This is a genomic window from Mesorhizobium sp. M0598, from assembly GCF_040320865.1.
Classification (GTDB): Bacteria; Pseudomonadota; Alphaproteobacteria; order Rhizobiales; family Rhizobiaceae; genus Mesorhizobium.
Map to the genome: position 1 here is coordinate 1 of NZ_JAMYQL010000002.1, position 26,371 is coordinate 26,371.

The 26,371-nt window shown below is 61.7% G+C and carries 39 protein-coding genes and 1 pseudogene; 1 reads left to right on the forward strand and 39 read right to left on the reverse strand.

Going from position 1 to position 26,371, the window contains the following annotated elements; translation table 11 throughout:
• From NKI59_RS02925 to NKI59_RS02960, 8 genes and pseudogenes are all read right to left on the reverse strand, one after another.
• A pseudogene (locus NKI59_RS02925) lies at window positions 1-101 on the reverse strand (EamA/RhaT family transporter); the annotation flags it as partial.
• A 5-nt stretch (window positions 102-106) separates the two neighbouring features.
• On the reverse strand, window positions 107-1,087 hold the full coding sequence (locus NKI59_RS02930; protein ID WP_352458558.1) for an RluA family pseudouridine synthase: 981 nt from the start codon (window positions 1,085-1,087) through the stop codon (window positions 107-109).
• 62 nt (window positions 1,088-1,149) lie between these two features.
• Window positions 1,150-1,488, reverse strand: a complete 339-nt coding sequence (locus NKI59_RS02935) for a DUF190 domain-containing protein (RefSeq protein ID WP_254817158.1) — start codon at window positions 1,486-1,488, stop codon at window positions 1,150-1,152.
• A complete protein-coding gene (crcB, locus tag NKI59_RS02940; protein ID WP_245274632.1) occupies window positions 1,485-1,856 on the reverse strand; it encodes a fluoride efflux transporter CrcB in 372 nt (123 codons plus the stop codon). The genes NKI59_RS02935 and crcB (NKI59_RS02940) overlap by 4 nt, the downstream gene beginning before the upstream one ends.
• Before the next feature lie 122 nt (window positions 1,857-1,978).
• Window positions 1,979-2,365: a fluoride efflux transporter CrcB gene (gene crcB, locus NKI59_RS02945; protein ID WP_352593858.1), complete on the reverse strand. Its 387-nt coding sequence runs from the start codon at window positions 2,363-2,365 to the stop codon at window positions 1,979-1,981.
• Between the two features lie 31 nt (window positions 2,366-2,396).
• Window positions 2,397-3,227 carry an aspartyl/asparaginyl beta-hydroxylase domain-containing protein gene (locus tag NKI59_RS02950; RefSeq protein WP_352702295.1) on the reverse strand — a complete coding sequence of 277 codons (831 nt, stop codon included), beginning with the start codon at window positions 3,225-3,227 and terminating at the stop codon, window positions 2,397-2,399.
• Window positions 3,228-3,363: 136 nt separating this feature from the next.
• On the reverse strand, window positions 3,364-4,674 hold the full coding sequence (locus NKI59_RS02955; protein WP_352702297.1) for a replication-associated recombination protein A: 1,311 nt from the start codon (window positions 4,672-4,674) through the stop codon (window positions 3,364-3,366).
• A gap of 43 nt (window positions 4,675-4,717) precedes the next feature.
• Entirely contained in the window at window positions 4,718-6,205 is a 1,488-nt protein-coding gene (locus tag NKI59_RS02960) for a DegQ family serine endoprotease (protein WP_352702298.1), read from the reverse strand.
• A 134-nt stretch (window positions 6,206-6,339) separates the two neighbouring features.
• Between NKI59_RS02960 and NKI59_RS02965 the strand changes: the two genes are divergently transcribed.
• On the forward strand, window positions 6,340-7,008 hold the full coding sequence (locus NKI59_RS02965) for a hypothetical protein (RefSeq protein ID WP_352702301.1): 669 nt from the start codon (window positions 6,340-6,342) through the stop codon (window positions 7,006-7,008).
• Window positions 7,009-7,030: 22 nt separating this feature from the next.
• On the opposite strand, the gene rplQ is transcribed toward NKI59_RS02965, so the two are convergent.
• From rplQ to rpsL, 31 genes are all read right to left on the reverse strand, one after another.
• Complete coding sequence (gene rplQ, locus NKI59_RS02970) at window positions 7,031-7,462, reverse strand: 50S ribosomal protein L17 (RefSeq protein WP_023675127.1); 432 nt, start codon at window positions 7,460-7,462, stop codon at window positions 7,031-7,033.
• Between the two features lie 116 nt (window positions 7,463-7,578).
• On the reverse strand, window positions 7,579-8,589 hold the full coding sequence (locus tag NKI59_RS02975; RefSeq protein ID WP_023675128.1) for a DNA-directed RNA polymerase subunit alpha: 1,011 nt from the start codon (window positions 8,587-8,589) through the stop codon (window positions 7,579-7,581).
• 183 nt (window positions 8,590-8,772) lie between these two features.
• Window positions 8,773-9,162, reverse strand: coding sequence for a 30S ribosomal protein S11 (gene rpsK, locus NKI59_RS02980; protein ID WP_006205444.1), 390 nt, complete (start codon window positions 9,160-9,162; stop codon window positions 8,773-8,775).
• A gap of 143 nt (window positions 9,163-9,305) precedes the next feature.
• Entirely contained in the window at window positions 9,306-9,674 is a 369-nt protein-coding gene (gene rpsM, locus NKI59_RS02985; protein WP_006205445.1) for a 30S ribosomal protein S13, read from the reverse strand.
• Between the two features lie 198 nt (window positions 9,675-9,872).
• Complete coding sequence (locus NKI59_RS02990) at window positions 9,873-10,484, reverse strand: adenylate kinase (RefSeq protein WP_352458551.1); 612 nt, start codon at window positions 10,482-10,484, stop codon at window positions 9,873-9,875.
• Window positions 10,481-11,821 carry a preprotein translocase subunit SecY gene (gene secY / locus NKI59_RS02995; protein ID WP_023675130.1) on the reverse strand — a complete coding sequence of 447 codons (1,341 nt, stop codon included), beginning with the start codon at window positions 11,819-11,821 and terminating at the stop codon, window positions 10,481-10,483. The genes NKI59_RS02990 and secY overlap by 4 nt, the downstream gene beginning before the upstream one ends.
• 191 nt (window positions 11,822-12,012) lie before the next feature.
• Window positions 12,013-12,486, reverse strand: coding sequence for a 50S ribosomal protein L15 (gene rplO / locus NKI59_RS03000; protein ID WP_023675131.1), 474 nt, complete (start codon window positions 12,484-12,486; stop codon window positions 12,013-12,015).
• 22 nt (window positions 12,487-12,508) lie between these two features.
• Entirely contained in the window at window positions 12,509-12,706 is a 198-nt protein-coding gene (gene rpmD / locus NKI59_RS03005) for a 50S ribosomal protein L30 (protein ID WP_006205449.1), read from the reverse strand.
• Between the two features lie 24 nt (window positions 12,707-12,730).
• Window positions 12,731-13,294, reverse strand: a complete 564-nt coding sequence (gene rpsE, locus NKI59_RS03010) for a 30S ribosomal protein S5 (protein WP_006333394.1) — start codon at window positions 13,292-13,294, stop codon at window positions 12,731-12,733.
• A gap of 155 nt (window positions 13,295-13,449) precedes the next feature.
• A complete protein-coding gene (gene rplR, locus NKI59_RS03015; protein ID WP_023675132.1) occupies window positions 13,450-13,809 on the reverse strand; it encodes a 50S ribosomal protein L18 in 360 nt (119 codons plus the stop codon).
• An 85-nt stretch (window positions 13,810-13,894) separates the two neighbouring features.
• Window positions 13,895-14,428, reverse strand: a complete 534-nt coding sequence (gene rplF, locus NKI59_RS03020) for a 50S ribosomal protein L6 (RefSeq protein WP_023675133.1) — start codon at window positions 14,426-14,428, stop codon at window positions 13,895-13,897.
• Window positions 14,429-14,517: 89 nt separating this feature from the next.
• Window positions 14,518-14,916 (reverse strand): 30S ribosomal protein S8, encoded by a 399-nt coding sequence (gene rpsH, locus NKI59_RS03025; protein WP_006205453.1) that lies wholly within the window; start codon window positions 14,914-14,916, stop codon window positions 14,518-14,520.
• 12 nt (window positions 14,917-14,928) lie between these two features.
• The gene (gene rpsN / locus NKI59_RS03030) at window positions 14,929-15,234 is read right to left on the reverse strand and encodes a 30S ribosomal protein S14 (protein ID WP_023675134.1); all 306 of its coding nucleotides are present in this window, start codon (window positions 15,232-15,234) and stop codon (window positions 14,929-14,931) included.
• A 26-nt stretch (window positions 15,235-15,260) separates the two neighbouring features.
• Window positions 15,261-15,839 carry a 50S ribosomal protein L5 gene (gene rplE / locus NKI59_RS03035; RefSeq protein WP_008875670.1) on the reverse strand — a complete coding sequence of 193 codons (579 nt, stop codon included), beginning with the start codon at window positions 15,837-15,839 and terminating at the stop codon, window positions 15,261-15,263.
• Window positions 15,832-16,146, reverse strand: a complete 315-nt coding sequence (rplX, locus tag NKI59_RS03040; RefSeq protein WP_254817150.1) for a 50S ribosomal protein L24 — start codon at window positions 16,144-16,146, stop codon at window positions 15,832-15,834. The genes rplE and rplX overlap by 8 nt, the downstream gene beginning before the upstream one ends.
• 12 nt (window positions 16,147-16,158) lie before the next feature.
• Window positions 16,159-16,527: a 50S ribosomal protein L14 gene (gene rplN / locus NKI59_RS03045; protein WP_006205457.1), complete on the reverse strand. Its 369-nt coding sequence runs from the start codon at window positions 16,525-16,527 to the stop codon at window positions 16,159-16,161.
• Window positions 16,528-16,609: 82 nt separating this feature from the next.
• Complete coding sequence (gene rpsQ / locus NKI59_RS03050) at window positions 16,610-16,849, reverse strand: 30S ribosomal protein S17 (protein WP_023675136.1); 240 nt, start codon at window positions 16,847-16,849, stop codon at window positions 16,610-16,612.
• Between the two features lie 11 nt (window positions 16,850-16,860).
• Window positions 16,861-17,061: a 50S ribosomal protein L29 gene (gene rpmC / locus NKI59_RS03055; RefSeq protein WP_006205459.1), complete on the reverse strand. Its 201-nt coding sequence runs from the start codon at window positions 17,059-17,061 to the stop codon at window positions 16,861-16,863.
• A gap of 13 nt (window positions 17,062-17,074) precedes the next feature.
• A complete protein-coding gene (gene rplP, locus NKI59_RS03060) occupies window positions 17,075-17,488 on the reverse strand; it encodes a 50S ribosomal protein L16 (protein WP_006205460.1) in 414 nt (137 codons plus the stop codon).
• Window positions 17,489-17,515: 27 nt separating this feature from the next.
• Window positions 17,516-18,241: a 30S ribosomal protein S3 gene (gene rpsC, locus NKI59_RS03065; protein ID WP_023675137.1), complete on the reverse strand. Its 726-nt coding sequence runs from the start codon at window positions 18,239-18,241 to the stop codon at window positions 17,516-17,518.
• Entirely contained in the window at window positions 18,241-18,630 is a 390-nt protein-coding gene (gene rplV / locus NKI59_RS03070) for a 50S ribosomal protein L22 (protein WP_006205462.1), read from the reverse strand. The genes rpsC and rplV overlap by 1 nt, the downstream gene beginning before the upstream one ends.
• 2 nt (window positions 18,631-18,632) lie before the next feature.
• Window positions 18,633-18,911 (reverse strand): 30S ribosomal protein S19, encoded by a 279-nt coding sequence (gene rpsS / locus NKI59_RS03075; RefSeq protein ID WP_006205463.1) that lies wholly within the window; start codon window positions 18,909-18,911, stop codon window positions 18,633-18,635.
• Between the two features lie 16 nt (window positions 18,912-18,927).
• Entirely contained in the window at window positions 18,928-19,761 is an 834-nt protein-coding gene (rplB, locus tag NKI59_RS03080) for a 50S ribosomal protein L2 (RefSeq protein WP_023675138.1), read from the reverse strand.
• A 22-nt stretch (window positions 19,762-19,783) separates the two neighbouring features.
• Complete coding sequence (locus NKI59_RS03085; protein ID WP_023675139.1) at window positions 19,784-20,077, reverse strand: 50S ribosomal protein L23; 294 nt, start codon at window positions 20,075-20,077, stop codon at window positions 19,784-19,786.
• Complete coding sequence (rplD, locus tag NKI59_RS03090) at window positions 20,074-20,694, reverse strand: 50S ribosomal protein L4 (RefSeq protein ID WP_023675140.1); 621 nt, start codon at window positions 20,692-20,694, stop codon at window positions 20,074-20,076. Before rplD ends, NKI59_RS03085 begins: the two co-directional genes overlap by 4 nt.
• Window positions 20,694-21,422 (reverse strand): 50S ribosomal protein L3, encoded by a 729-nt coding sequence (gene rplC, locus NKI59_RS03095; protein WP_352684842.1) that lies wholly within the window; start codon window positions 21,420-21,422, stop codon window positions 20,694-20,696. Before rplC ends, rplD begins: the two co-directional genes overlap by 1 nt.
• A gap of 96 nt (window positions 21,423-21,518) precedes the next feature.
• Window positions 21,519-21,827, reverse strand: a complete 309-nt coding sequence (gene rpsJ / locus NKI59_RS03100) for a 30S ribosomal protein S10 (protein WP_006205468.1) — start codon at window positions 21,825-21,827, stop codon at window positions 21,519-21,521.
• Between the two features lie 63 nt (window positions 21,828-21,890).
• Window positions 21,891-23,066, reverse strand: a complete 1,176-nt coding sequence (tuf, locus tag NKI59_RS03105; protein WP_254817137.1) for an elongation factor Tu — start codon at window positions 23,064-23,066, stop codon at window positions 21,891-21,893.
• A 67-nt stretch (window positions 23,067-23,133) separates the two neighbouring features.
• The gene (fusA, locus tag NKI59_RS03110; RefSeq protein WP_023680448.1) at window positions 23,134-25,224 is read right to left on the reverse strand and encodes an elongation factor G; all 2,091 of its coding nucleotides are present in this window, start codon (window positions 25,222-25,224) and stop codon (window positions 23,134-23,136) included.
• A gap of 30 nt (window positions 25,225-25,254) precedes the next feature.
• Window positions 25,255-25,725, reverse strand: a complete 471-nt coding sequence (gene rpsG / locus NKI59_RS03115) for a 30S ribosomal protein S7 (protein WP_008875664.1) — start codon at window positions 25,723-25,725, stop codon at window positions 25,255-25,257.
• 85 nt (window positions 25,726-25,810) lie between these two features.
• Window positions 25,811-26,182 carry a 30S ribosomal protein S12 gene (rpsL, locus tag NKI59_RS03120; protein WP_006333356.1) on the reverse strand — a complete coding sequence of 124 codons (372 nt, stop codon included), beginning with the start codon at window positions 26,180-26,182 and terminating at the stop codon, window positions 25,811-25,813.
• Window positions 26,183-26,371: the final 189 nt, after the last annotated feature.

Consider the following 26,371-nt stretch of genomic DNA (forward strand, 5'->3'; position numbering starts at 1 on the left):
ACGTAGTTCAGTCCCCAGGAAAAGGTCAGCCCGACCATGATGGCGGCGGCCGCCAGATCGACGGCGTCACGGCGGTCGAGCGTATCTGTGGCGACGCCCACCGCCGCTAGTCCTCCGCGCTCGCGTCGTCGAAACCGAGCAGGTTCCAGCTCTGGCGCATATGCGGCGGCATCGGTGCGGTGACGTCGACAAAGCCCTTGTCGGGATGCGGGATGACAATGCGGCGCGCGTGCAGATGCAGCCGGTTCTGCATGCCGCCTGGAAAATCCCAATTGGTGTCGGCCTCGAAATATTTGGGGTCGCCGATGATCGGGCAACCGATATGGGCGGCATGGACGCGAAGCTGGTGGGTGCGCCCGGTATAGGGTTCCATCTCCAGCCAGGACAGGGTCTGCGCCGCCTGCTCGACGATGCGATAATAGGACACGGCGTGATCGGCGCCCTTTTCGCCATGCTTGGCGATGCGCACACGATCGCCGTCGGGCGTCGGTTCCTTGATCAGCCAGGTCGAGATCTTGTCCTCGCGCTTCGGCGGCACGCCCTTGACCAGCGCCCAGTAGGTTTTCTTCGTCTCACGCGCCCGGAACGCTTCGGCGAGCTTCATGGCGGCGAGCCTTGTACGAGCGACAACCAGCACACCCGACGTGTCGCGGTCGAGCCGGTGCACCAGACGCGGCTTCTCGCCCTTCTGGTTGCGCCAGGCTTCCAGCATGTCGTCGACATTGCGGGTGACGCCAGAGCCGCCTTGCACCGCCAGGCCGGCCGGCTTGTTGAAGACGAAGACCTTCGGGTCCTCATGGATCAGCATCTTGGCCAGGACATCGGCGTCGCCCTGGTTGCGGATCGAATGACCGGTGAGCGGGCTTTCACCTTTCTTGTCGACTTCGAGCGGCGGCACTCGCACCGTCTGGCCGGCTTCGACGCGGGTATCGGCCTTCACCCTGCCGCCGTCGACGCGGATCTGGCCGGAACGCAGCAGCTTCTGCAGATGACCGAAACCGAGACCGGGGAAATGGCTCTTGAACCAGCGGTCGAGCCGCATGCCCGCCTCGCCGGCGTCCACTGTGATCTGTTCAACGCCTGCCATGATTCCAATCGCCGTTTTGCAGGCATGCAACGGCATTCGCCGGTACCCGCAATCTCACTCGGTTATTCGTTGTCGGTTCCATATTGCAGAACCTGAACTTTCTCCAGCGTAATCAAACCACTTGTCATGATTGTTTCAAGCACGGGCAGGAAAGCGGCCAATTTTTCCTCGTCATCGACGATCTCGATGACGAGTGGCAGATCCTCCGATAGGCGGAGGATCTTCGTGGTGTGAAGCCGGCTGGAATGGCCGAACCCCATCGCGCCGCGCAGGACGGTCGCGCCGGCTATCTGCATTTCGCGGGCCCTCAGCACGATAACCTCATACAGCGGACGGCCATCTGCCTTGTCGTTTTCGCCGATAAATATGCGCAGCAATTGTGCCTGGGTTGGTATCTTCATTGCCTGGACCCTCTCAGCCGGTTGAGCCGAACTGCAAAGATGTGGCCAAGCCAGACGGCGGCAAGCCAGGCCACCACGGAGATCGCGATATTGAGTCCCGCCGCCACAAGCCTCCCGCCTTGCGCGAGGGTGAGTGTTTCAAGGCTGAAAGCGGAGAAGGTCGTCAGGCCGCCGCAGAAGCCGGCCATGAAGAATTGACGTTGCAGCGGACCGGCGAAGACGCGACCATCCGGTCCCGTCAATGTCGCGTAGAAGCCGATGAGGAACGAGCCAACAATGTTGACGAGGAGCGTGCCGAAGGGAAATCCAGCGCCCCACAGGGCAGTGCTCGTCGATGAGGCAAGCGCCCGCAACACACCGCCGATCATGCTGCCTGCGGCTACGGTCGCATAGAGCCGAACCGTTTCGTTGGTTCTGCGACGGCCAATGAGGCGCGCCGCATGCCCTGCCGCAGTGTCCGTCCCGTCGTGGCGGAGCTTCCGCAGGCCGCTCACGGCGCCCCGCCGCCAATCAGAAGACTTCCCGCAGCAAAGCCCAGCGTCACGCCGCCGAGGCTCAGAAAAACCGAAAGCAGCACATTTCCGCCGGCGCGCCGCCATTCGCCCTCGCGCGCCAGCGCCAGCGTCTGCAGGCTGAAGGAAGAAACCGTGGTGTAGCAGCCGAGGCCGCCGGTAACGGTAAAGGCCCAGATGGCGGGCATGCCGTCGCGCGCCACCGCATGCGCAACGACACCGATTGCAAACGCTCCCGAGACGTTGACGGCCATAGTGCCCCAGGGAAAGGTCTCGCCGACCCGGCGGGCGACGAAGCCGGACAGGAAGAAGCGGGCCATTGCACCGATCGCGCCACCAAGGCAGACAAGCAACAGATGATACATCGTGCTTCCTCGCGCCGGTCACACCACGGTGTCAGGCGGCTCCGGCCTTCTTCGGCTTGCTGGAGCCGATCATCTTCCAGTTCTTGTAGAACATGGCATTGATGCGCTCGACGCTGACCGAAACGATGGCGAGAAGAGCGGCGATCAGGCCCGGGAATGGCGATGGCCGGATGATGTCCATGAACACGCAGTAGCGGCGCCCATCATATTCGTTGACCGAGCGGTGCAGCAGCGTGTCGTCGAAAATATAGAGCGGATTGTCGTGCCAGTAGTTCCTGGCGTTGTTGCACTCGACGAAAACCTCGGCCTTCACCGGGAGAAGATTGTAGAGAATGCGCAGACTGAGCCGCAGCGGTCCGAAATGCCAGGAGGTCGATTCCCTGCCCCTGAACACCGACACGGCGATGGTCTTGATGTATTTGAAATCCTTGTTGAATTCGGCAACGTTGTCGATTTTGTGCTTGCCATACCACTGGTAGACATACATGCCGCGCCGGCCGCTGCCGAAATTGGCGTCGATATCGGCGATGATCTCGTCCTTGCGCGCTTTGAAGACGTCGAGAACCTCGTTGACCTCACGCTGATAGTCCGGAGGAAACTGGTCCAGTTTCCAGACACCGCGGTTTCTGTAGCACAGCAGATCGACCAGCAGATTGAAGGGCGAAAGCAGCCAGGTGAAGATGCCGTTGCCGAGGAAATAACCACTGAACAGGGCCCAGTTCTTGTTGTCGTTGCGCAACACGTCGATCAGGCCGAGGACAATGAAAATTGTCGTCAGGATGGGAATGAAATAGAAGCCGAGCGCCAGCAGCGGGATCGCTATGGCGAACTTCCGGAGGGTCTTGCGAGTTTTTTTTGTCATTTTTCCACGCGCCAGGCGCGATTCCGTTCTGAATATCGTCGGTACGTTTCTGGCCTGTCCGCCGGCCGAAGGCGCATCTTGATAGGGTTTTTTATCCCGCCAGACAACGGCGATCACACCAGTGTGCGACTGGCAGCTACTTTTCCCGCTCGCTGCGCAGCTTCGCCCAATAATCCAGCCGCTTCCTGATATCGCGCTCGAAGCCGCGCTCGGGCGGGTCATAGAATGTCTGCCTTCCCATCTTCTCCGGAAAATAGTCCTGGCCGGAAAAAGCGTCGGGCTCGTCGTGGTCGTAGCGATAGCCGGCGCCGTAATCTTCCTGTTTCATCAGCTTGGTCGGAGCATTGAGAATGTGCTTGGGCGGCAGCAGCGAACCGAATTCCTTCGCCGCCTGTGTGGCGGCCTTGAACGCGGTATAGACTGCATTGGATTTCGGCGCGGTGGCGAGATAGACGGTCGCCTCGGCGAAGGCCAGTTCGCCCTCGGGCGAGCCCAGATAGTCATAGGCGTCCTTGGCGGCGTTAGCGACGACGAGCGCCTGCGGGTCGGCCAGCCCGATATCCTCCATCGCCATGCGCACCAACCGGCGCCCGAGATAAAGCGGATCTTCGCCGGCGTCGAACATGCGGGCCAGATAGTAGAGTGCCGCGTCGGGGTCGGAACCGCGCACCGATTTGTGCAAGGCGGAGATCAAATTGTAGTGGCCATCCTGTCCCTTGTCGTAGATCGGCGCGCGGCGCTGGACGATGCGCTGCAGGGCTTCGGCGTCGAACACCTCCTTTGATTTCGCTGCGCGCCAGACCTCTTCGGCGAGCGTCAATGCCGCGCGGCCGTCGCCGTCGCTCATGCGGATGAGCATCGCCCGCGCGTCTTCATCGAGCGGCAGCGCCCTGCCCTCTGCCTCCTCGGCCCGCGCCAGCAGCTTGGCGATACTGTCCTCGCCAAGTGAGTGAAAGACCAGCACACGCGCGCGCGACAACAGCGCGGCGTTAAGCTCGAAGGACGGTTTCTCCGTGGTGGCGCCGACCAGCACGACGGTGCCGTCTTCCATCACGGGCAGAAAACTGTCCTGCTGGGCGCGGTTGAAGCGATGGATCTCGTCGACGAACAGCAGTGTCTGGCGGCCGTTCGAGCGGCGCAGCTTCGCTGCCTCGAACACTTTCTTCAGGTCGGCAACGCCGGAAAACACGGCCGAGATCTGTTCGAAGGCGAGGCTTGTCTCGCCGGCAAGCAGCCGTGCGACCGTGGTCTTGCCGGTGCCGGGCGGGCCCCAGAAGATCATCGAGCCGAGCGAGCCGGAGCCGATCAGCCGCGTCAGCGCGCCGTCGGATCCGGTCAGATGCTCCTGGCCGACGACCTCGCCGAGGTTCTTCGGCCGCAGACGGTCCGCCAGCGGCCTGCCGGGCGGCGTCTTTTCCGGTTCATCGACACTGAACAGATCGGCCATGCAACTTCTTCTGCCTGGAGCCCGATCATGCTGACGTTCGGGCTCAGTAACGCAACACCTGGCGCAGTATCTGCCCGCCGCGCTCGACGGTAAAGCGCCACCAGCGCGTATCCTGCTGGGCTACCTGTTCCAGGGTCGCCGCCTTGTCGATCGTCAGGCCATTGACCTCACGCACGATGTCGCCTGGCTGGAAGCCAAAATCGGCAGCAGGCGAATCGCGGTTGATGTCGACCACGGTGACGCCTTTGACATCGGTGCGCAGACCGAGCCGTTGGGCAAGCCGTGGCGACAGTTCAGCAACCTTGGCACCGGAAAACGGGCTGCGGCCGCGCAATGTGAGTTCCGCAGCTTTGGCGCCCTCAGGCGGCCGTTCCAGCGCGATGTCCATCGTCGCCTGCTGACCCTTGCTCAGAACGCCGAAGCTGGCATTCGTACCAATCGACAGCGTCGCCATCCGGTAGTCCAGCGCCCCGACGCTCTCGACCGGCTTGCCATTGAGCGACAGCACTACGTCGCCCGGCTTGAGCCCTGCCTTGGCGGCGGGTCCTGCCTCTTCGACCGAAGAAACCAGCGCGCCGGTCGGTTTGTCGATGCCAAGCGATTCGGCAATCTGCGGCGTCACCGCCTCGAACTCGGCACCGGCATACGGCCGCTCGAAGAAGTCGAGCCCGGCCTTGGCCGCGTCGGCGAAGGCGCGAACCATGTTCGAAGGGATGGCAAAGCCGATGCCGATCGAGCCGCCGCTACGGCTATAGATCGCCGTGTTGATGCCGATCAGCTGCCCTCCCATGTTGACCAGCGCGCCACCGGAATTGCCGGGGTTGATGGCGGCGTCGGTCTGGATGAAGAAGCTGGAATCGGAGACGCCGATATGGCTGCGCGCCACCGCCGAAATGATGCCGCTGGTGGTGGTCTGGCCGACACCGAACGGATTGCCGATCGCCAGCACCAGATCGCCGACCTCGAGCGCGTCGGAATCGCCGATAGCGATCACCGGGAACGGCTTGTCAGAAGAAATCTTGAGCACGGCGAGATCGAGCGTCTCGTCCTTAAGCAGTACCTTGCTGTCGAATTCGCGCCCATCGGCGGTCGCGACCTTGACCTGGTCAGCGTCCTTGACGACGTGGAAATTGGTGACCACGATGCCGGTCGGATCGACCAGCACCCCCGAACCGAGCGAGGACTGCGCGCGCGGCTGCGAGCGGCCGAAGAACTCCTCGAAGAACGGATCGCCGTCGAAGGGCGACGTCACCTTGGCGGTCTGCGAGGCGTAGACATTGACCACGGCCGGCGCCGTCTGCTTGACCAGCGGCGCGAAGGACAGCTGCACCTCCTCGCGGCCGAACGGCACGCGCTTGTCGGGGCCGGAGGTGGCGTTTTCGCCTTCGACGCCATGCAATAGATCCGTCAGCACGTCGGACAAACCGGGATCTGGCTTGGTCTCCTCCGCTAGCGCGTGCCTCGCCGCCGGCACGACGGCCAACGCCATCAAGGCGCAGATCAGAACTATGGACAGCCGTTTAACGCGCATTCCGAATCCTCCAAGTCGGGCGCCATTGTCCTGACGATTGTGCAAAATGAAAGGCTAAGCCGCTGAAATCGGATTATTTTGGGTGGCAAACCAGCTATAGGTGAGCTTGAAACTGGAAAACCTTGTCGGCCCTTATGAGAAAACAACTCGTTTCATTCCGTGACTTTTTGAAGACCGGCACTTTGGGGCCTGTTATCCCCGGCATGAAAATGATCGAAATTGCCGAAGCGTTCGGCGCGCCGGATGATTGGATCACCAAGTATGCCGAGACGATTCCCGTCTATTGGATATATGGTCAGCTCGAAGCTTCCTTTGATAACGAGCCGCCTCACGATCTGAATTGGTTTCAGATCGAACATGTGCATGCCATCCGCGGCAAGACCGAGCGCATAACCGACCAATTTGCTCTTTCAATGGATGGGTTCGACAGCAGAACAAAGCCATCGGAATTCCTGAACGCGGGCCTGTGGACACCAGAAGAAGCTATGGTCTTCTACATCGCATCGAGGAACGACATCGACCTGAACATCTGCGCGGGTCCGATCCAGATTTATTTCCGCGTTGATACCGACTTCATCGAAGATCGGGACGCCGAAAAATATCTGAACGGCGTGACTGTGTCCCAATTGATAAGCGATATCGATCACCGAACGGAGATCGACAGTGTTTATTCCTATTCGCATCCAGCAATCGAGCAAATAACAAACGCGATTGATTGGAAGTCAATAAGCGGAAGAAACTACCTCAACTTTGCTCGGCAAGAGGTAGCCGCCCCAATGGAAAAGGGGCCGCAGGCCCCTTAAACTCACTCAGAAAAACCAAGCCTTATGCGGCTGCGGCTTCCTCTTCGGTGCCTTCGGCCTCGATGCGGGCACGGTCGCCGGCGCCCTTGGCCGAGGTGTCGCGGTCGACGAATTCGATGACGGCCATTGCGGCATTGTCACCGTGGCGGAAGCCCGCCTTCATGATGCGCAGATAGCCGCCATTGCGGGTGGCGTAGCGCGGCGCGATGGTATCGAACAGGCGCTTGACGACGCCTTCATTGCCGATCTGGGCAATCACCTGGCGGCGAGCGTGCAGGTCGCCGCGCTTGCCGAGCGTCACCAGCTTCTCGACGATCGGACGCAAATCCTTCGCCTTCGGCAGCGTGGTGAGGATCTGCTCGTGCTCGATAAGCGACACGGCAAGGTTGGCAAACATCGACTTGCGATGGCTTATGCTGCGGGCGAACCGGCGGCCTTTAAATCCGTGGCGCATGGCTCTTCTCCTTCATTGCGGTTTCAAGAGGCCTGAGCCCCAGTTGGTTAGCCGCATGATCTTGTCCGAAAAGTCTGCAACTTTTTGCTGCGCTGACCTTCGGTTCGGGATCATGCTCAATATTGGTCTTCGTAACGCTTGGCGAGGTCTTCGATGTTTTCCGGCGGCCAGTCCGGCACTTCCATGCCGAGATGCAGGCCCATCGCCGCCAGGACTTCCTTGATCTCGTTCAGCGACTTGCGGCCGAAGTTCGGGGTGCGCAGCATCTCGGCTTCGGTCTTCTGGATCAGGTCGCCGATATAGACGATGTTGTCGTTCTTCAGGCAGTTGGCCGAACGCACCGAAAGCTCGAGCTCGTCGACCTTCTTGAGCAGCGCCGGGTTGAAGGCAAGCTCGGTAACCTGTTCGGCGGCGACTTCCTTCTGCGGCTCGTCGAAATTGACGAACAGGCCGAGCTGGTCCTGCAGGATGCGAGCGGCGAAGGCCACCGCGTCCTCGCCCGAAATCGAACCGTCAGTCTCGATGGTCATAGTCAGCTTGTCATAGTCGAGAACCTGGCCCTCGCGGGTGTTCTCGACCTTGTAGGAGACCTTCTTGACCGGCGAATACAGGCTGTCGACCGGGATCAGGCCGATCGGCGCGTCCTCGGCGCGGTTACGGTCGGCCGGCACATAGCCCTTGCCGGTATCGACCGTGAATTCCATGCGGATTTCAGCGCCTTCGTCCAGCGTGCAGATGACGTGATCGGGATTGAGGATCTCGACGTCGCCGACCGTCTGGATGTCGCCGGCGAGAACCGCGCCCGGTCCCTGCTTGCGGACGACCATGCGCTTGGGGCCGTCGCCTTCCATGCGGATGGCGATTTCCTTGATGTTCAAGACGATGTCGGTCACGTCCTCGCGGACGCCGGCGATGGACGAGAATTCATGCAGAACGCCGTCGATCTGCACGGCGGTTACAGCCGCGCCACGCAGCGAAGACAGAAGCACCCGGCGCAGCGCGTTGCCGAGGGTGAGGCCGAAGCCGCGCTCGAGCGGCTCGGCGACCAGCGTGGTCAGCGTCTTCTTCTTCGACGAGAACTCGATCTTGTTCGGCTTGATCAGTTCTTGCCAATTTTTCTGGATCATAGTGCTTTCCTTCCGTTGTCCCGCCACCATCCAATCGTGGCGGGCGACCTGGAATGCCGTGGAGGAGCGCCCTTGAGGCGCTCGCGCGGCGTTCGGTAAATTCTAAAGCGCGTCGCGCTTTAGGTTTTTGCTTTTATGCATGTCGCTGCCCCAAAACCGCTTTACACTTTTGGGCGACATGCATTAGACGCGGCGCTTCTTGCGCGGGCGGCAGCCATTGTGCGGGATCGGCGTCACATCACGGATTGAGGTGATGGTGAAGCCGGCAGCCTGCAGCGCGCGCAGCGCCGATTCTCGACCGGAGCCGGGTCCACAGACCTCGACCTCGAGCATGCGCATGCCGTGTTCCTGGGCCTTCTTGGCAACATCTTCTGCGGCCATCTGGGCAGCGAACGGGGTCGACTTGCGCGATCCCTTGAAGCCCTGGGCTCCGGCCGACGACCAGGCAATCGAGTTACCCTGCGCGTCGGTGATGGTGATCATCGTGTTGTTGAAGGTCGAATTGACGTGGGCAACGCCCGACGAGATGTTCTTGCGTTCGCGACGGCGAACACGAGCGGCTTCCTTGGCCATGATGGTCCTTTCAGTTGATCTCTACACCGCCGTAATGCCAGCGGCTCCACCTGGTGAATGGTGAATGGTAAAATGGTGAATGGCCACAACGTCGGCTCTTGGCCTTCGTCACCATTCACTATTCACCCTTGACCATTCACAAATTACTTCTTCTTTCCGGCAATCGACTTAGCCGGGCCCTTGCGGGTGCGTGCATTGGTATGCGTGCGCTGGCCGCGAACCGGCAGCGAGCGGCGGTGACGCAGGCCGCGGTAGCAGCCGAGGTCCATCAGCCGCTTGATGTTCATCGACACTTCGCGGCGCAGGTCGCCTTCGACCTGGTAGTCGCGGTCGATGGTCTCGCGGATCTGCAGGACTTCGGCGTCGGTCAGCTGGTTGACGCGGCGCTCGGCCGGGATGCCGACCTTGTCGACGATCTCCTGGGCGAACTTCTTGCCAATGCCGTGAATGTATTGAAGCGCGATGACGACGCGCTTGTTGGTCGGAATATTGACGCCGGCTATACGAGCCATGTTCTTCTCTTCTCCATATAGGCCGGACGAGCCGGCGCTTCAAGTTGCCCCGCGTCCGGTGGAGGCCGGCCCTTGCGGGAGTTTCCAGTTCAAAGCGGCCTGCCTTGCCCTTGCGGACAAGCAAGCCTCATGCCTGATAGGAAGACGGGCCGCCATACCCCAGCGGACCGCTCCAGTCAAGCGCAATCGTTCGATTCTCTAGCCGGCCGCCTGGCCAACTTTCCGGGTCGTCGCCCTGAGCACCGCCTCGATCTGCTGCGTCACCGCATCGATGTCGGCCATGCCATCGACGCCCCTGAGTTTGCCCTTGGCGTAGTAGTACCCGATCAGCGGCGAGGTTTTCTTGTAATATTCCCTCAAGCGTTCCTCGAACACCGCTGGGCTGTCGTCCTTGCGCACCGGCAGGCCTGCGGCCTTGGCGTCTTCGGCGCGCTTGACGATTCGGCCAACCAGCGCCTTGTCATCGACGACAAATTCGATGACAGCATCGAGCTCCAGTCCGCGATCCGACAGCATTTCCTCAACGGCGTCCGCTTGCACCAGGGTTCGCGGGTACCCGTCAAGGATGAAGCCGTTTGCGCAATCAGCTTGATCGATGCGCTCGGCCACGATGGCGTTGACGATAGCGTCGGACACCAGTTCGCCAGCGTCCATCACCGCCTTGGCGCGCTTGCCGACTTCGGTGCCAGCCTGGACAGCAGCACGCAGCATGTCCCCCGTAGAAAGCTGTGGGATGCCGTGTCGTTCTACCAGTCTTAGTGCTTGTGTCCCCTTGCCCGCCCCCGGCGGTCCAAGCAATATCAACCTCATCTGGCCTTTTTCCCCCCGCGCAGCTTCGACTTCTTGATCAGGCCCTCATACTGGTGCGCGATCAGGTGACCCTGAATCTGCGCCACCGTATCGAGCGTTACACTGACCACGATCAGGAGCGAAGTGCCACCAAGGTAGAACGGTACGCCAGTCGCTGAAATCAGGAACTCGGGCAGCAGACACACCAGCACCAGATAAATGGCGCCGACGACGGTGATGCGGGTGAGCACATAGTCAATATAGTCCGCAGTGCGCTCGCCCGGACGATAGCCCGGGATGAAGCCCGAATGCTTCTTGAGCTGGTCGGCGGTGTCCTTCGGATTGAAGACGATCGCCGTATAGAAGAAGGCGAAGAACACGATCATCGCCGCGTAGAAGGCCATATAGAGCGGCTGGCCGTGGCCGAGCGCCGCCAGGATGGTGCTGGCCCATGCAGGCATATTGGTGGTCTGCGAGAAGCCGGCAACCGTTGCCGGAAGCAGCAGCAGCGACGAGGCGAAGATCGGCGGAATGACGCCGGAGGTGTTAAGCTTCAGCGGCAGATGCGAGGTATCGCCCTGGAACATGCGATTGCCGACCTGGCGCTTGGGATACTGGATCAGCAGGCGGCGCTGGGCGCGCTCGAAGAAGACGATCAGCGCGATGACGATGATGGCCAGCACGATGATCGCCAGGATCAGGCCGGTCGACAAGGCGCCGGTGCGGCCAAGCTCCAGCGTGCCGGAGATGGCGCGCGGCAGGCCGGCGACGATGCCGGAGAAGATGATCAGCGAAATGCCGTTGCCGATGCCGCGAGCAGTGATCTGCTCGCCAAGCCACATCAGGAACATGGTGCCGCCGACCAGCGTGACGACGGTAGAGATGCGGAAGAACATGCCGGGATCGTTGACGATGCCGTTGCCGCCCTCAAGCCCGACCGAAATGCCGTACGCCTGAACCAGCGCCAGAAGCACGGTGCCGTAGCGCGTGTACTGGTTGATGATCTTGCGGCCCTGCTCGCCTTCCTTCTTCAGCGCTTCCAGCGACGGAATGACCGAGGTCATCAGCTGCATGATGATGGAGGCCGAGATATAGGGCATGATGCCGAGGGCAAAGATCGCCATGCGCTGCACGGCGCCGCCGGCGAACATGTTGAACATGCCGAGCACGCCCTTGCTCTGCGACGAGAAGGCCTGGGCGAAAGCGTCGGGATTGATGCCGGGCAGCGGAATATAGGTGCCAAGGCGGTAGACGAGCAGCGCACCGATGGTGAACCAGATGCGCTTCTTCAGATCCTCGGCTTTGGCGAAGGCCGAAAAATTCAGATTCGAGGCCAGTTGTTCAGCAGCCGAAGCCATGCCTGATTCTCCGCTTGGTCACGCTCGATGCCCGCAGCTCAGGCGGCGCGTGTCACCGAAGCTCACGAGATAAGCTCCGGACTGCAAACATGCAAGCGGCCGCGTTGATGCGGCCGCCACATCTGTCAGATCAAAGCACGACCGCAGGCAAAACCGAATTCCACCTTTGCCGACCGTGCTTCAAATTGCCGTTACTCGGCGGCTGCCTGCTCAGGCAACTTCACCGAGCCGCCGGCCTTTTCGATCTTCTCGATCGCGGCCTTGGAAGCACCGGCAACGTCGAAGGCAAGCTTGGCCTTGATGTCGCCGTCCGAGAGGATGCGCACGCCGTCCTTGACGCGACGGATGACGCCGGCCGCAACCAGCGCCTCGGCCGTCACAACTGTCTTAGCATCGAGCTTCTTGGCATCGAGCGCGGCCTGGATGCGGGCCAGCGACACGACGGTGAAGCTCTTGGCGAAGATATTGTTGAAACCGCGCTTCGGCAGGCGGCGGTAGAGCGGCATCTGGCCACCCTCGAAGCCGTTGACGGCGACGCCGGAGCGCGCCTTCTGGCCCTTGACGCCGCGACCGGCGGTCTTGCCCGAACCGGAACCGATGCCACGGCCGAGACGCTTCTTGGAGTGCGTCGCGCCGTCCTTGTCACGCAGATCATTGAGTTTCATCTGGGTTCTCCTGCGCTCTGGCTCAGCCCTCGTCCACGACGCGGACGAGATGCTGGACGGCAGCGATCATGCCGCGCACCGAGGGCGTATCCTCCAGCGTGCGCTGCTTGTGCATCTTGTTGAGGCCGAGGCCGACCAGCGTTGCGCGCTGCTCCTTCGGCCGGCGGATCGGCGAACCGATCTGCTCGACGGTGATGGTCTTGGTTGCTTTCTTGGCCATGGTCAGATCCCTGGTCAGCGTCGACTATTCTTCAGCCGCAACGGCGGTGCCGCGGCGGGCCTGAAGGGTCGAATACTTGATGCCGCGCGCGGCAGCCACATCCTTCGGATGCATCTGGCTCTTCAGCGCGTCGAAAGTGGCGCGAACCATGTTGTAGGGGTTCGAAGAACCCATCGACTTGGCGACCACGTCATGCATGCCGAGCGTCTCGAAAACGGCGCGCATCGGGCCGCCGGCGATGATGCCGGTACCTTGCTTGGCGGCGCGCAGCAGAACGCGTCCCGCGCCCCAGCGTCCCTCGACGTCGTGGTGCAGCGTGCGGCCTGAGCGCAGCGGCACGAAGATCATGTCGCGCTTGGCCGATTCGGTCGCCTTGCGGATCGCCTCCGGCACTTCGCGCGCCTTGCCGTGGCCGAAGCCGACGCGGCCCTTCTGGTCGCCGACGACGACAAGTGCCGCAAAGCCGAAGCGCCGGCCGCCCTTGACGACTTTGGCGACACGGTTGATGTGGACGAGCTTGTCGACCATGCCGTCGTCGCGCTCTTCGCGATCACGGCCGCGGCCGCCATCCCTACGTTCCTGTGCCATATCCTGTTCCTTGTTTTTTTCCGGAAGCACGGTTGATGATGATATCCGGCACCTCTGCGGGTCGCCGGGGGCGAAAACTCTTTTTTCCTTCGCATGATCTTATCCGAAAAGTCTGCAACTTTTTGCTGCGCTGACCTTCGGTTCGGGATCATGCTCTAGAAGCTCAGACCACCTTCACGGGCAGCCTCGGCCAGCGCCTTGACGCGGCCGTGGTAGATATAGGCGCCGCGGTCGAAGACGACTTCCTTGACGCCGGCCTTCGAGGCGCGTTCGGCGATCAGCTTTCCGATGGCAGCTGCAGCCGCGGTGTCGGCGCCGGTCTTGAGCGAGCCCTTGAGCTCCTTCTCGAGCGTCGAAGCAGCCGCGATGGTGTGGCCCTTGGCGTCGTCGATCACCTGGACGTAGATGTTCTTCGACGTGCGATGGACCGACAAGCGCGGACGATCGCCGGCAACCTTCTTGATCTGGCGGCGGACGCGCTGGGCGCGGCGTTGGGTGGATTCTTTCGAGCCCATGATATCAGTTCCTTGCCTTCAAAAAACGGGGGCAACCATATGCGGTAGGACGAGCCTCCCGCGACCGCTCCCCGCGGCGTTAAAATTACTTCTTCTTGCCTTCCTTGCGGACGATCTTCTCGCCAGCATAGCGAACGCCCTTGCCCTTGTAGGGCTCGGGGCTGCGATACTCGCGGATCTCGGCGGCAACCTGGCCGACCTGCTGCTTGTCGATGCCGGTCACGGTGATTTCCGTCGGCTTCGGCACCGAAATCGTCACGCCCTGCGGCGTCTCGTAGACGACGTCATGGCTGAAGCCGAGCGCCAGCTGCAGGTTCTTGCCTTGCATGGCGGCACGATAGCCGACGCCGGTGATCTCGAGCTTCTTTTCGAAGCCGTCCTTGACGCCCTGCAGGATGTTGACGATCTGCGTGCGTGACATGCCCCACTTGGAACGGGCAGTCTTGGTCTGGTCGCGCGGCTGGACAGCGATCTCGCTGCCTTCCATCTTGACCAGCACTTCGTCGTTCACCACGAACTTCAGCTCGCCCTTCGGACCCTTCGCCGTCACGGTCTGGCCGTTGACGGTCGCGGTCACGCCCTGCGGCAGCGAAACGGGTTTCTTTCCAATACGAGACATTTTGTTGTCCTCGTCACTTCTCTTGTTTCAGGTCTCGGCTTTCGGGACTAGATCCCGAAAACCTGTTTCCAACCGGGTCACATACCAGATCAGAAGATCTGGCAGAGGATTTCCCCGCCGACATTCTGTTCACGCGCTTCGTGGTCGGCCATCACGCCCTTCGGCGTCGAAAGGATGGCGATGCCGAGGCCGTTGGCGACGTGCGGTATCGACTTGGCCGAAACGTAGACGCGGCGGCCGGGCTTCGAGACCCGAGCGATTTCGCGCACCACCGGCGCACCATCGAAATACTTCAGCTCGATCTCGATTTCGGACTTGCCGTTGTCGAAGTCGGTCTGGCTGTAGTCGCGGATATAGCCTTCCGCCTTCAGCACGTCGAGGACGCGGGTACGCAGGCGCGAGGCCGGCGTCGAAACGCTCGACTTCTTGCGGCCATACGCGTTGCGGATGCGGGTCAGCATATCGCCGAGAGGATCGCTCAATGACATGTTATGTCCTCCTTACCAGCTCGACTTGACCAGGCCCGGGATCTGGCCGTTATTGCCGAGATCACGAAGCGCGATACGCGATACTTTGAGCTTGCGATAATAGGCACGCGGACGTCCGGTGACTTCGCAGCGGTTGCGGATGCGGGTCTTAGCCGAGTTGCGCGGCAGCGCCGAAAGCTTCAGCTGGGCGCGGAAGCGCTCTTCCATCGGCTTGGACTGATCCATGATGATCGCCTTGAGCACCTTGCGCTTGGCAGCGAACTGGTCCGCAAGCTTGCGGCGCCTGTTGTTCTTCTCGACTGAGCTGGTCTTTGCCATTTCAGATTTTCCTTTTCTCGCTGCCGTTACTGGCGGAAGGGGAAGTTGAAGGCCTTGAGCAATGCCCTGGCTTCGTCGTCCGTCTTCGCAGTCGTACAAACGATGACGTCCATGCCCCAGATCTGATCAACCTTGTCGTAGTTGATCTCCGGAAACACGATGTGTTCCTTGATGCCCATGGCATAGTTGCCACGGCCATCGAAGCTCTTCGGATTAAGTCCGCGAAAGTCGCGGACGCGCGGCAGTGCGATGTTCACGAGGCGGTCGAGGAACTCGTACATGCGTTCCTTGCGCAGCGTGACCTTGGCGCCGATCGGCATCTTCTCGCGGACCTTGAAGCCGGCGATCGAGTTGCGGGCGCGGGTGACAACGGCCTTCTGGCCGGCGATCATCGCAAGGTCTTCCGCGGCGATCGAAGGCTTCTTCGAATCGCCAGTCGCCTCGCCGACGCCCATGTTCAGCACGATCTTGTCGATGCGCGGAACCTGCATCTCGTTCTCGTAGCCGAACTGCTCCTGCAGCGCCTTGCGGATGGTCTCGTTGTAGACCTGCTTGAGGCGCGGCGTGTTCTGGGCAGTTGCCTGCTTGGTTTGAGCCTTAGCCATTGATGACTTCTCCCGAGCGCTTGGCGACGCGCACCTTCTTGCCGTCCTTCTGGAAGATGAAGCCGACGCGGGTCGGTTTGCCATCCTTGGGGTCGGCCAGCGCGATGTTCGACAGCTGGATCGGCGCTTCCTTGGTGATGATCCCGCCCTCTTGGGACTGGGACTGCTTCTGGTGACGACGGATCAGGTTGACGCCGCGCACCAGCGCGGTGTCATCCTTCGGCTGTACCGAAAGGACTTCGCCCGAACGGCCCTTGTCCTTGCCGGCCAGCACGACGACCTTGTCGCCTTTTCTAATCTTTTGCATTGGTCCGGCTCCTTACAGCACTTCAGGCGCGAGCGAGATGATCTTCATGTGGTTCTTGGCGCGGAGTTCGCGCGGAACCGGTCCGAAGATACGCGTGCCGATCGGCTCTTTCTTGTTGTCGACGAGAACGGCTGCGTTCTTGTCGAAACGGATCACGCTGCCGTCCGGGCGGCGGATGTCCTTGGCCGTGCGAACCACGACCGCCTTCATCACATCGCCCTTCTTGACGCGGCCGCGCGGGATGGCTTCCTTGATCGACACCACGATGATGTCGCCCACGGAAGCGTATTTCCGCTTCGAGCCGCCCAGCACCTTGATGCACATGACACGACGGGCGCCGGAATTATCCGCGACGTCGAGGTTTGTTTGCATCTGAATCATGACTGGCCGCCTTCTTCTTTTCTAACGGGACGGGTTTCTCACCCCTCCCCGGTCTGTCCAAAATTCGTTTCGTTAGCCCTGATCAGGCCTGGTCCGAAGACACCACGACCCAGCGCTTGTCCTTGGAAATCGGCTTCGATTCCTGGATGAACACCTGATCGCCGACCTTGTGGGCGTTGTTCTCGTCGTGCGCCTTGTACTTCTTGGTCATGCGCACGGTCTTCTTCATCACGGGATGCGTGAAGCGCCGTTCGACCTTGACGACAACCGTCTTCTCGTTCTTGTCGCTGACGACGGTGCCCTGCAGAATGCGCTTTGGCATGGTTTTCGTCCTTAAGCCTTCTTGGCCGCGGACTTTTCCGCAGCGATGGTCTTGATACGCGCAATGTCCTTGCGGACCTGCCTCACGCGCGCGGTCTTCTCAAGCTGGCCGGTGGCCTTCTGGAAGCGCAGGTTGAACTGCTCCTTCTTCAGGCTGGCCAGGTCGTCGGTCAGCTGGTCCTGGGTCTTGGTCCGGATGTCTTCGGCTTTCATGATCAGCCCGTCCTTATTCTGCGATGCGCTGTACGAAGCGCGTCCTGACCGAGAGCTTGGCCGCGCCGAGACGCAGCGCCTCACGGGCGGTTTCCTCGTTGACGCCGTCGATCTCGAACATGATGCGGCCCGGCTTGACGCGTGCCGCCCAGTAGTCGACCGCGCCCTTGCCCTTACCCATACGGACTTCGGTCGGCTTCGACGTCACCGGCACGTCCGGGAAGATACGGATCCACACGCGGCCGGCACGCTTCATCTCGCGGGTGATCGCGCGGCGGGCCGCCTCGATCTCACGCGCGGTGACGCGGTTCGGCTCAAGCGCCTTCAGCCCGAAACCACCGAAATCCAGGTTGGTGCCGCCCTTGGCGGTACCGTGGATGCGGCCCTTGAACTGCTTGCGGAACTTTGTGCGCTTTGGCTGCAGCATCGTTCTAACTCCAAATTCCTAAATGTCTTACGCGTTTTCGCGACGGCGACCGCGTTCGCGCTCACCACCACCGCCATGCGCATGATCGCCCTCGGTGGCGCGGCGCTCCGAAGCCATCGGGTCGTGCTCGAGGATTTCGCCCTTGAACACCCAGACCTTGACGCCGCAGATGCCGTAGGCCGTATTCGCCTCGGCCGTGCCGTAGTCGACGTCGGCACGCAGCGTATGCAGCGGCACGCGGCCTTCGCGATACCATTCCATGCGCGCGATCTCGGCGCCGCCGAGACGGCCGGCGCAGTTGATGCGGATGCCTTCGGCACCGAGGCGCATCGCCGACTGCACGGCACGCTTCATGGCGCGGCGGAACGCGATGCGGCGCTCGAGCTGCTGTGCGATCGACTGGGCGACCAAGGTCGCGTCGATCTCCGGCTTGCGCACTTCGACGATGTTCAGATGCGTCTCGGACTTGGTCATCTCCATCAGCTTCTTGCGAAGCTTCTCGATGTCGGCGCCCTTCTTGCCGATGATCAGGCCCGGACGCGCCGCATGGATGGTGACGCGGCACTTCTTGTGCGGACGCTCGATCACGACCTTCGAGATCGCAGCCTGCTTGAGTTCCTTCTCAAGATATTTGCGGATCTTGATGTCCTCGTGCAGCAGCTTGCCGTACTCGCCGGTGTTCGCGAACCAGCGCGAATCCCAGGTGCGGTTGATGCCGAGACGCAGACCGATCGGATTGACTTTCTGGCCCATTATGCGGCCTCCCCTTTTTCTTCGACTTCACGAACGACGATCGTGAGGTGCGAGAACGGTTTCTCGATACGGCTGGCGCGACCACGGCCACGGGCATGGAACCGCTTCATGACGATCGACTTGCCGACATAGGCTTCCGCCACGATCAGCGCATCGACGTCGAGGTCGTGGTTGTTTTCCGCGTTGGCGATCGCCGATTCCAGCGTCTTCTTGACCGTGCCGGAAATCCGCTTGGCCGAGAATTCGAGATCGGAAAGCGCTGTCGCGACCTTCTTGCCGCGGATCAGCGCGGCAACGAGGTTCAGCTTCTGCGGGCTGATACGGATCGTGCGCAACACGGCGCGCGCTTCGTTGTCAGCAAGCCTGCGCGGAGCTTTGGCCTTGCCCATGATTATTTCCTCTTCGCCTTCTTATCCGCGCCGTGACCGTAATAGGTCCGGGTCGGAGCGAATTCACCGAACTTGTGACCGACCATGTCCTCGTTCACCGAGACGGGAACGTGCTTCTGGCCGTTGTAGACACCGAAGGTGAAGCCGACGAACTGCGGCAGGATGGTGGAGCGGCGGCTCCACATCTTGATCACCTCATTGCGACCACCTTCACGAACCTTGTCCACCTTCTTCAGAAGGTAGCCGTCGATGAAGGGGCCTTTCCAAATCGAACGAGTCACTTGGCGTTACCTCTTCTTAGCTCTTGCGCTGATGGCGCGAGCGCAGGATGAACTTGTCGGTCGCCTTGTTGGACCGCGTCTTCTTGCCCTTGGTCGGCTTGCCCCAGGGCGAAACCGGATGGCGGCCACCCGAGGTGCGGCCTTCGCCGCCGCCATGTGGATGGTCGACCGGGTTCATGGTCACGCCGCGATTGTGCGGACGTTTGCCGCGCCACACGGTGCGGCCTGCCTTGCCGTCATTGATGTTGCCGTGGTCCGGGTTAGACACGGCGCCGACAGTGGCCATGCAGGAGCCGTGGACGACACGCTGCTCGCCCGAATTGAGGCGCAGGATCGCCATGCCCTGGTCGCGGCCGACGAGCTGGCCATAACCGCCGGCCGAACGGGCGACCTGAGCGCCCTTGCCGGGCTTCAGTTCGATATTGTGGACGATCGTGCCGACCGGCATCGAAGCCAGCGGCATCGCGTTGCCCGGCTTCACGTCGACCGATTCACCGGCCACGATCTTGTCGCCGGGAGCCAGACGCTGCGGGGCGATGATGTAGGACAACTCGCCATCGTCATACTTGATCAGCGCGATGAAGGCGGTGCGGTTCGGATCGTACTCGATACGCTCGACCGTGCCGACGACGTCGAACTTGCGGCGCTTGAAGTCGATGATACGGTAGGTGCGCTTGTGACCGCCGCCGATGAAGCGGGCCGTGATGCGGCCGTAATTGTTGCGGCCGCCCGACTTGGTCAGGCCTTCGGTCAGGCCCTTGACGGGCTTGCCCTTGTAGAGGCCCGAGCGGTCGACGATGACCAGCTGACGGGTGCTCGGCGTTACCGGGTTGAATTTTTTCAGTGCCATTGTTCTGTCCTCGCGACCTTGCTCAGAGACCCGTCGCGACGTCGATCGACTGGCCTTCGGCCAGCGTCACAACCGCCTTCTTGACGTCGCTCTGGCGGCCGATCGTGCCGCGGAAGCGCTTGATCTTGCCCTTGCGGACAAGCGTGTTCACGGCCATCACCTTGACGCCGAACAGCGCTTCGACGGCGGCCTTGATTTCCGGCTTCGACGCCTTCTTGGCGACATTGAAGACGACCTGGTTCTGCTCGGAAGCCATGGTCGACTTTTCGGTGATCGCCGGCGAGACGATCACGTCGTAATGACGAAGGTCGGTCATTTGAAGCGCTCCTCGAGAGCCTCGACGGCGGCCTTGGAAAGGACCAGCGTGCCGCGGCGCAGAATGTCGTAGACGTTGATGCCCTGGATGGGCAGCACGTCGATGTTCGGGATGTTGGTCGCCGCCAGCTTGAAATTCTTGTCAAGCTCGGCGCCGCCGATCACCAGGGCGTTGCTCAGGCCCAGCGTCGCGAAATTCGCGATCAGTGCCTTGGTCTTGGCCTCGGTCAGCTTCAGCTCGTCGATGATGATGATCGACGCGCTCTTGGCCTTGGCCGAAAGCGCATGCTTGAGGCCGAGCGCGCGCACCTTCTTCGGCAGATCGTGCTCATGGCTGCGCACGACCGGGCCGTGGGCCTTGCCGCCGCCGCGGAACTGCGGAGCGCGAGCCGAATGGTGACGGGCGCGGCCGGTACCCTTCTGCTTGTACATCTTGGCGCCGGTGCGGGCGATTTCCGCGCGACCCTTGGCCTTGTGGGTGCCCTGCTGTTTCTTGGCAAGCTGCCAGCGCACGACGCGCTGCAGGATGTCCTCGCGCGGATCAAGGCCAAAAATCTCTTCGGAGAGCTTCAGCTTGCCGGCGTCCTTGCCGCCAAGCGTTGTGATCTTGAGGTCCATTATTCCGCTCCCTCTGTGGCCGGGGCCTCGTTCGTGGCGGCACCGTCAGTCGCAATGGCGCGGATCGCGGCTGGCTTCGGCGCATTGGCCGGAAGCGCCACCTTGGCCGCGTCGCGGACCAGAATCCATGCACCCTTCGAACCCGGGACCGCACCGCGGATCAGGATCAGGCCGCGATCGGCATCGGTCGAGACGACCTCGACATTCTGCGTGGTGACGCGGGTGTCACCCATGTGGCCGGCCATATGCTTGCCCTTGAACACCTTGCCCGGATCCTGGCGCTGGCCGGTCGAGCCGTGTGTACGGTGCGACACCGAGTTGCCGTGCGTCGCGCGGCCGCCACCCATGTGGTGCCGCTTGATGACGCCCTGGAAGCCCTTGCCGATCGTGGTCCCCGTCACATCGACCTTCTGGCCGACGACGAAGTGCTCGACGGTGATCTCGGCGCCAACATCGATCATGTTGTCGGCGGAGACGCGGAACTCGGCAACCTTGGCCTTGGGCTCGACGGAAGCGGTCGCGAAATGGCCGCGCATCGCCTTCGACGTGTTCTTCACCTTGGCAAGGCCAACGCCGAGCTGGACGGCGGTATAGCCGTTCTTCTCCTGCGTGCGCTGCGCCACGACCTGGCAGTTCTCCATCTGGAGAACAGTGACGGGAACATGTTCCCCGGCATCGTTGTAGATGCGGGTCATTCCCACCTTCTTTGCAATCACACCTGAACGCATCGGTTCAATTCCTTTAGAGTTCCCTGTCGGGGCTGTCGCCCCTCCACGCCTCTTGTTCCTTCAGAGTTCCGGGTCGCCCCGCTGACCTCTGGTTCCTTAGAGCTTGATCTCGACGTCGACACCGGCGGCCAGGTCGAGCTTCATCAAAGCATCGACCGTCTGCGGGGTCGGGTCGACGATGTCGAGCAGACGCTTGTGCGTGCGCATCTCGAACTGCTCGCGGCTCTTCTTGTCGACGTGAGGCGACCGGTTGACCGTGAACTTTTCGATCCGCGTCGGCAGCGGAATGGGGCCGCGGACGTTGGCGCCGGTGCGCTTGGCGGTCGACACGATTTCCCGCGTCGAGGCGTCGAGCACCCGGTGATCAAACGCCTTCAGGCGGATGCGGATATTCTGTCCGTTCATGCGTCACTTCCTTGTTCTGGCGCGGCGCGGGCAGCGCCCGCGACAGATCGGTTTAAGTCCAAATTACTCTTTGATGGTGACGACGATGCCGGCACCGACGGTGCGGCCGCCTTCACGGATGGCGAAGCGCAGCTTCTCTTCCATGGCGATCGGCACGATCAGCTCGACATCGACGGTGATGTTGTCGCCCGGCATCACCATCTCGGTGCCTTCCGGCAGCGACACGATGCCGGTCACGTCCGTCGTGCGGAAATAGAACTGCGGACGGTAGTTGGTGAAGAACGGCGTATGGCGGCCGCCCTCGTCCTTGGTCAGGATGTAGGCTTCGGCAACGAACTTCTTGTGCGGCTTGACGGTGCCGGGCTTGGCCAGGACCTGGCCGCGCTCGACGCCTTCACGGTCGACACCGCGCAACAGCGCGCCGATGTTGTCGCCGGCCTGGCCCTGGTCGAGCAGCTTGCGGAACATCTCGACGCCCGTGCAGGTCGTCTTGGTGGTCGGACGGATGCCGACGATCTCCAGCTCCTCGCCGACCTTGACGACGCCGCGCTCGACGCGGCCGGTCACCACCGTGCCACGGCCCGAGATCGAGAACACGTCCTCGATCGGCATCAGGAACGGCTTGTCGAGCGGACGCACCGGCGTCGGAATGTAGGCATCGACCGCAGCCATCAGTTCGCGGATGGCGTCCTCGCCGATCTTCTTGTCGCTGTCTTCAAGTGCGGCAAGCGCCGAACCCTTGACGATCGGAATGTCGTCGCCGGGGAACTCGTTCTTGGTCAAAAGCTCACGCACCTCGAGCTCGACCAGCTCGAGCAGCTCGGCGTCGTCGACCTGGTCGACCTTGTTCAAGAACACCACGATCGAGGGCACGCCGACCTGGCGGGCGAGCAGGATGTGCTCGCGCGTCTGCGGCATCGGGCCGTCGGCGGCCGACACCACCAGGATCGCGCCGTCCATCTGCGCGGCACCGGTGATCATGTTCTTGACGTAGTCGGCGTGGCCGGGGCAGTCGACATGGGCATAGTGGCGGTTGGCGGTCTCGTATTCGACGTGCGCCGTCGAAATGGTGATGCCGCGCGCCTTCTCTTCGGGCGCCGCATCGATCTGGTCGTAGCGCTTGTATTCGCCAAAATACTTGGTGATCGCCGCCGTCAGCGACGTCTTGCCATGATCGACGTGACCAATCGTGCCAATGTTCACATGAGGCTTAGTGCGCTCGAATTTACCTTTTGCCATGTGATCTCTCCATTCCTGCCAGCCCGTGCGGGCCTTGAATTAAGTTACTGATGCAACTCGTTTCGAGTTACGCGTATTTCTTCTGGACTTCCTGGGCGACCGCGGTCGGGACCGGCTCGTAGTGGTCGAACTGCATCGTGTAGGCCGCGCGGCCCTGGCTCATCGAGCGAAGGTTGTCCACGTATTTGAACATGTTGGCGAGCGGCACCATCGCGTTGATGACCACAGCCACGCCACGGGCTTCCTGGCCCTGGATCTGGCCGCGACGGCCGTTCAGGTCGCCGATAACGCTGCCGACGTAATCTTCCGGCGTCACCACTTCGACCTTCATGATCGGCTCGAGCAACTGCACGCCAAGCTTGGGCGCTGCTTCACGGAAGCAGGCGCGGCCGGCGATTTCGAAGGCCAGAACCGACGAGTCCACGTCGTGGTAGGCGCCATCAATCAGCGTCGCCTTGACGCCGATCATCGGGAAGCCGGCGAACGGGCCCGAGGTCATGACGCTGTTGATGCCCTTTTCGACACCGGGGATGTATTCCTTCGGCACAGCGCCGCCGACGATCTTGGTTTCGAACTCGAATTCGCTGCTTTCCGGATTCGGCTCGAACAGTATCTTGACGCGGGCGAACTGGCCGGTACCGCCGGTCTGCTTCTTGTGCGTGTAGTCCTGCTCGTGCTTGCGGGTGATCGTCTCGCGGTAGGCCACCTGCGGCGCGCCGACATTGGCCTCGACCTTGAACTCGCGGCGCATGCGGTCGACGATGATGTCGAGGTGAAGCTCGCCCATGCCGGAAATGATCGTCTGGCCCGATTCCTCGTCGGTCTTGACGCGGAAGGACGGATCCTCGGCGGCCAGGCGGTGAAGGGCGAGACCCATCTTTTCCTGGTCGTTCTTGGTCTTCGGCTCGATGGCGATCTGGATGACCGGATCGGGGAATTCCATGCGCTCGAGGATGACCGGATGCAGCGGATCACTGAGCGTGTCGCCGGTGGTGGTGTCCTTGAGACCAGCGAGGGCGACGATGTCGCCGGCAAACGCCTCTTCGACGTCGGCGCGCGAATTCGCATGCATCTGCAACATGCGGCCGATGCGCTCTTTCTTGCCTTTCACGGTGTTGTCGACCGAGATGCCCTTGGTGAGCTTGCCCGAATAGATGCGGGCAAAGGTGAGCGAACCGACGAACGGGTCGTTCATGATCTTGAAGGCAAGCATCGACAGCGGCTCGTTGTCGTCGGCATGACGCTCGATCTCGGCGTCGGTCTTGGCGTCGACGCCCTTGATGGCCGGGACATCGGCCGGCGACGGCAGATATTCGACGACGGCGTCGAGCAGCGGCTGCACGCCCTTGTTCTTGAAGGCCGAGCCGCAGAACATCGGATAGAACTTCACCGCGATCGTGCCCTTGCGGATGAGCGCACGGATCTCGTCGTTGCTCGGCATCTTGCCTTCGAGGTAATTCTCGAGCGCCGTCTCGTCCATTTCGACGGCGGCCTCGATCATCTTCTCGCGGTATTCTTCGGCACGAGCCTTGAGGTCGGCAGGGATCTCGACGATGTCCCAAGCAGCGCCCAGCGTCTCGTCGCGCCAGACCAGCGCGTTCATCTCGACGAGGTCGACGACACCCTTGAACTCGGTCTCGGCGCCGATCGGCAGCTGCATGACGACGGCATGTGCACCGAGGCGCGAACCGATCATCTCGACCGAGCGGTAGAAGTCGGCGCCGATCTTGTCCATCTTGTTGCAGAAGATCATGCGCGGCACGCGGTACTTGTCAGCCTGGCGCCAGACGGTTTCCGTCTGCGGCTCGACACCGGCATTGGCATCGAGCAGCGCGATGGCGCCGTCGAGCACGCGCAGCGAGCGCTCGACTTCAATGGTGAAGTCGACGTGGCCGGGGGTGTCGATGATGTTGAAGCGGTGCATCTTGCCATCGCGACCCTTCCAGAAGGTCGTGGTCGCGGCGGACGTAATGGTAATGCCGCGCTCCTGCTCCTGCTCCATCCAATCCATGGTGGCAGCGCCGTCGTGGACTTCGCCGATCTTGTGCGACTTGCCCGTGTAATAGAGGACGCGCTCGGTGGTCGTCGTCTTGCCGGCGTCGATATGCGCCATGATACCGAAATTGCGGTAGTCTTCGATTTTATATTCGCGGGCCATGGGAGGTGCCTCTTCAGTCTCGTTCGCGCTTTACCAGCGGTAGTGCGCGAAAGCGCGGTTGGCTTCTGCCATCTTGTGGGTGTCTTCACGCTTCTTGACGGCGGTGCCGCGGTTGTTGGCCGCGTCCATCAGCTCGCCGGAGAGGCGGTCGACCATAGTGGTCTCGTTGCGGTTGCGGGCGGCGGCAATCAGCCAGCGGATGGCCAATGCCTGACGGCGCTCGGGGCGCACGTCGACCGGAACCTGGTAGGTGGCGCCGCCGACGCGGCGCGAACGCACTTCCACATGCGGCGCGACATTGTCGAGCGCCTGATGGAAGACGGTGACCGGCTCCTGCTTGGTCTTGGACTGAACCTGGTCGAGCGCGCCGTAGACGATGGTCTCGGCAACCGACTTCTTGCCGTCATACATGACGGCGTTCATGAACTTGGTGACGATCAGATCGCCGAACTTCGGGTCCGGATTGATCTCACGCTTTTCTGCACTGTGACGACGGGACATTTTTTCTCTGCCTCAATTCTACGCGGTGGCCTGGATCCCGGATCGTCGCTTGACGCCGCCCGGAACGACCTTGGCTACGCTTCGGTCACTTCGGACGCTTGGCGCCGTATTTCGAACGGCGCTGCTTGCGGTTCTTCACGCCTTGCGTGTCGAGCACGCCGCGGATGATGTGGTAACGGACGCCCGGAAGATCCTTGACGCGGCCGCCGCGGATCATCACCACCGAGTGTTCCTGAAGGTTGTGGCCTTCGCCGGGGATGTACCCGATCACTTCAAAACCATTGGTCAGGCGGATCTTGGCCACCTTGCGCAGCGCCGAGTTCGGCTTCTTCGGCGTCGTGGTGTAGACGCGCGTGCAGACGCCCCGCTTCTGCGGGTTCTGCTGCATGGCCGGGACCTTGTTGCGCTTCACCGGCGCAATGCGCGGCTTGCGGATCAGCTGGTTGACGGTAGGCATTAAACCCTCTTGTCTCTCAATTCCGTGTCTCGCCCGGTCAGGGCCGCTCAAAGCGTCATTTCCATACGCAAATTCGGGCCACAAACCGCGCCTCGCGGTCTTGCCCGAACAAATGGCAGAGGAAGCGGAAGCCGCTTCATGCACGCCGGAAATGTCTTTTCGCTCGTAAAACGAACCCTGTTTGAGGCA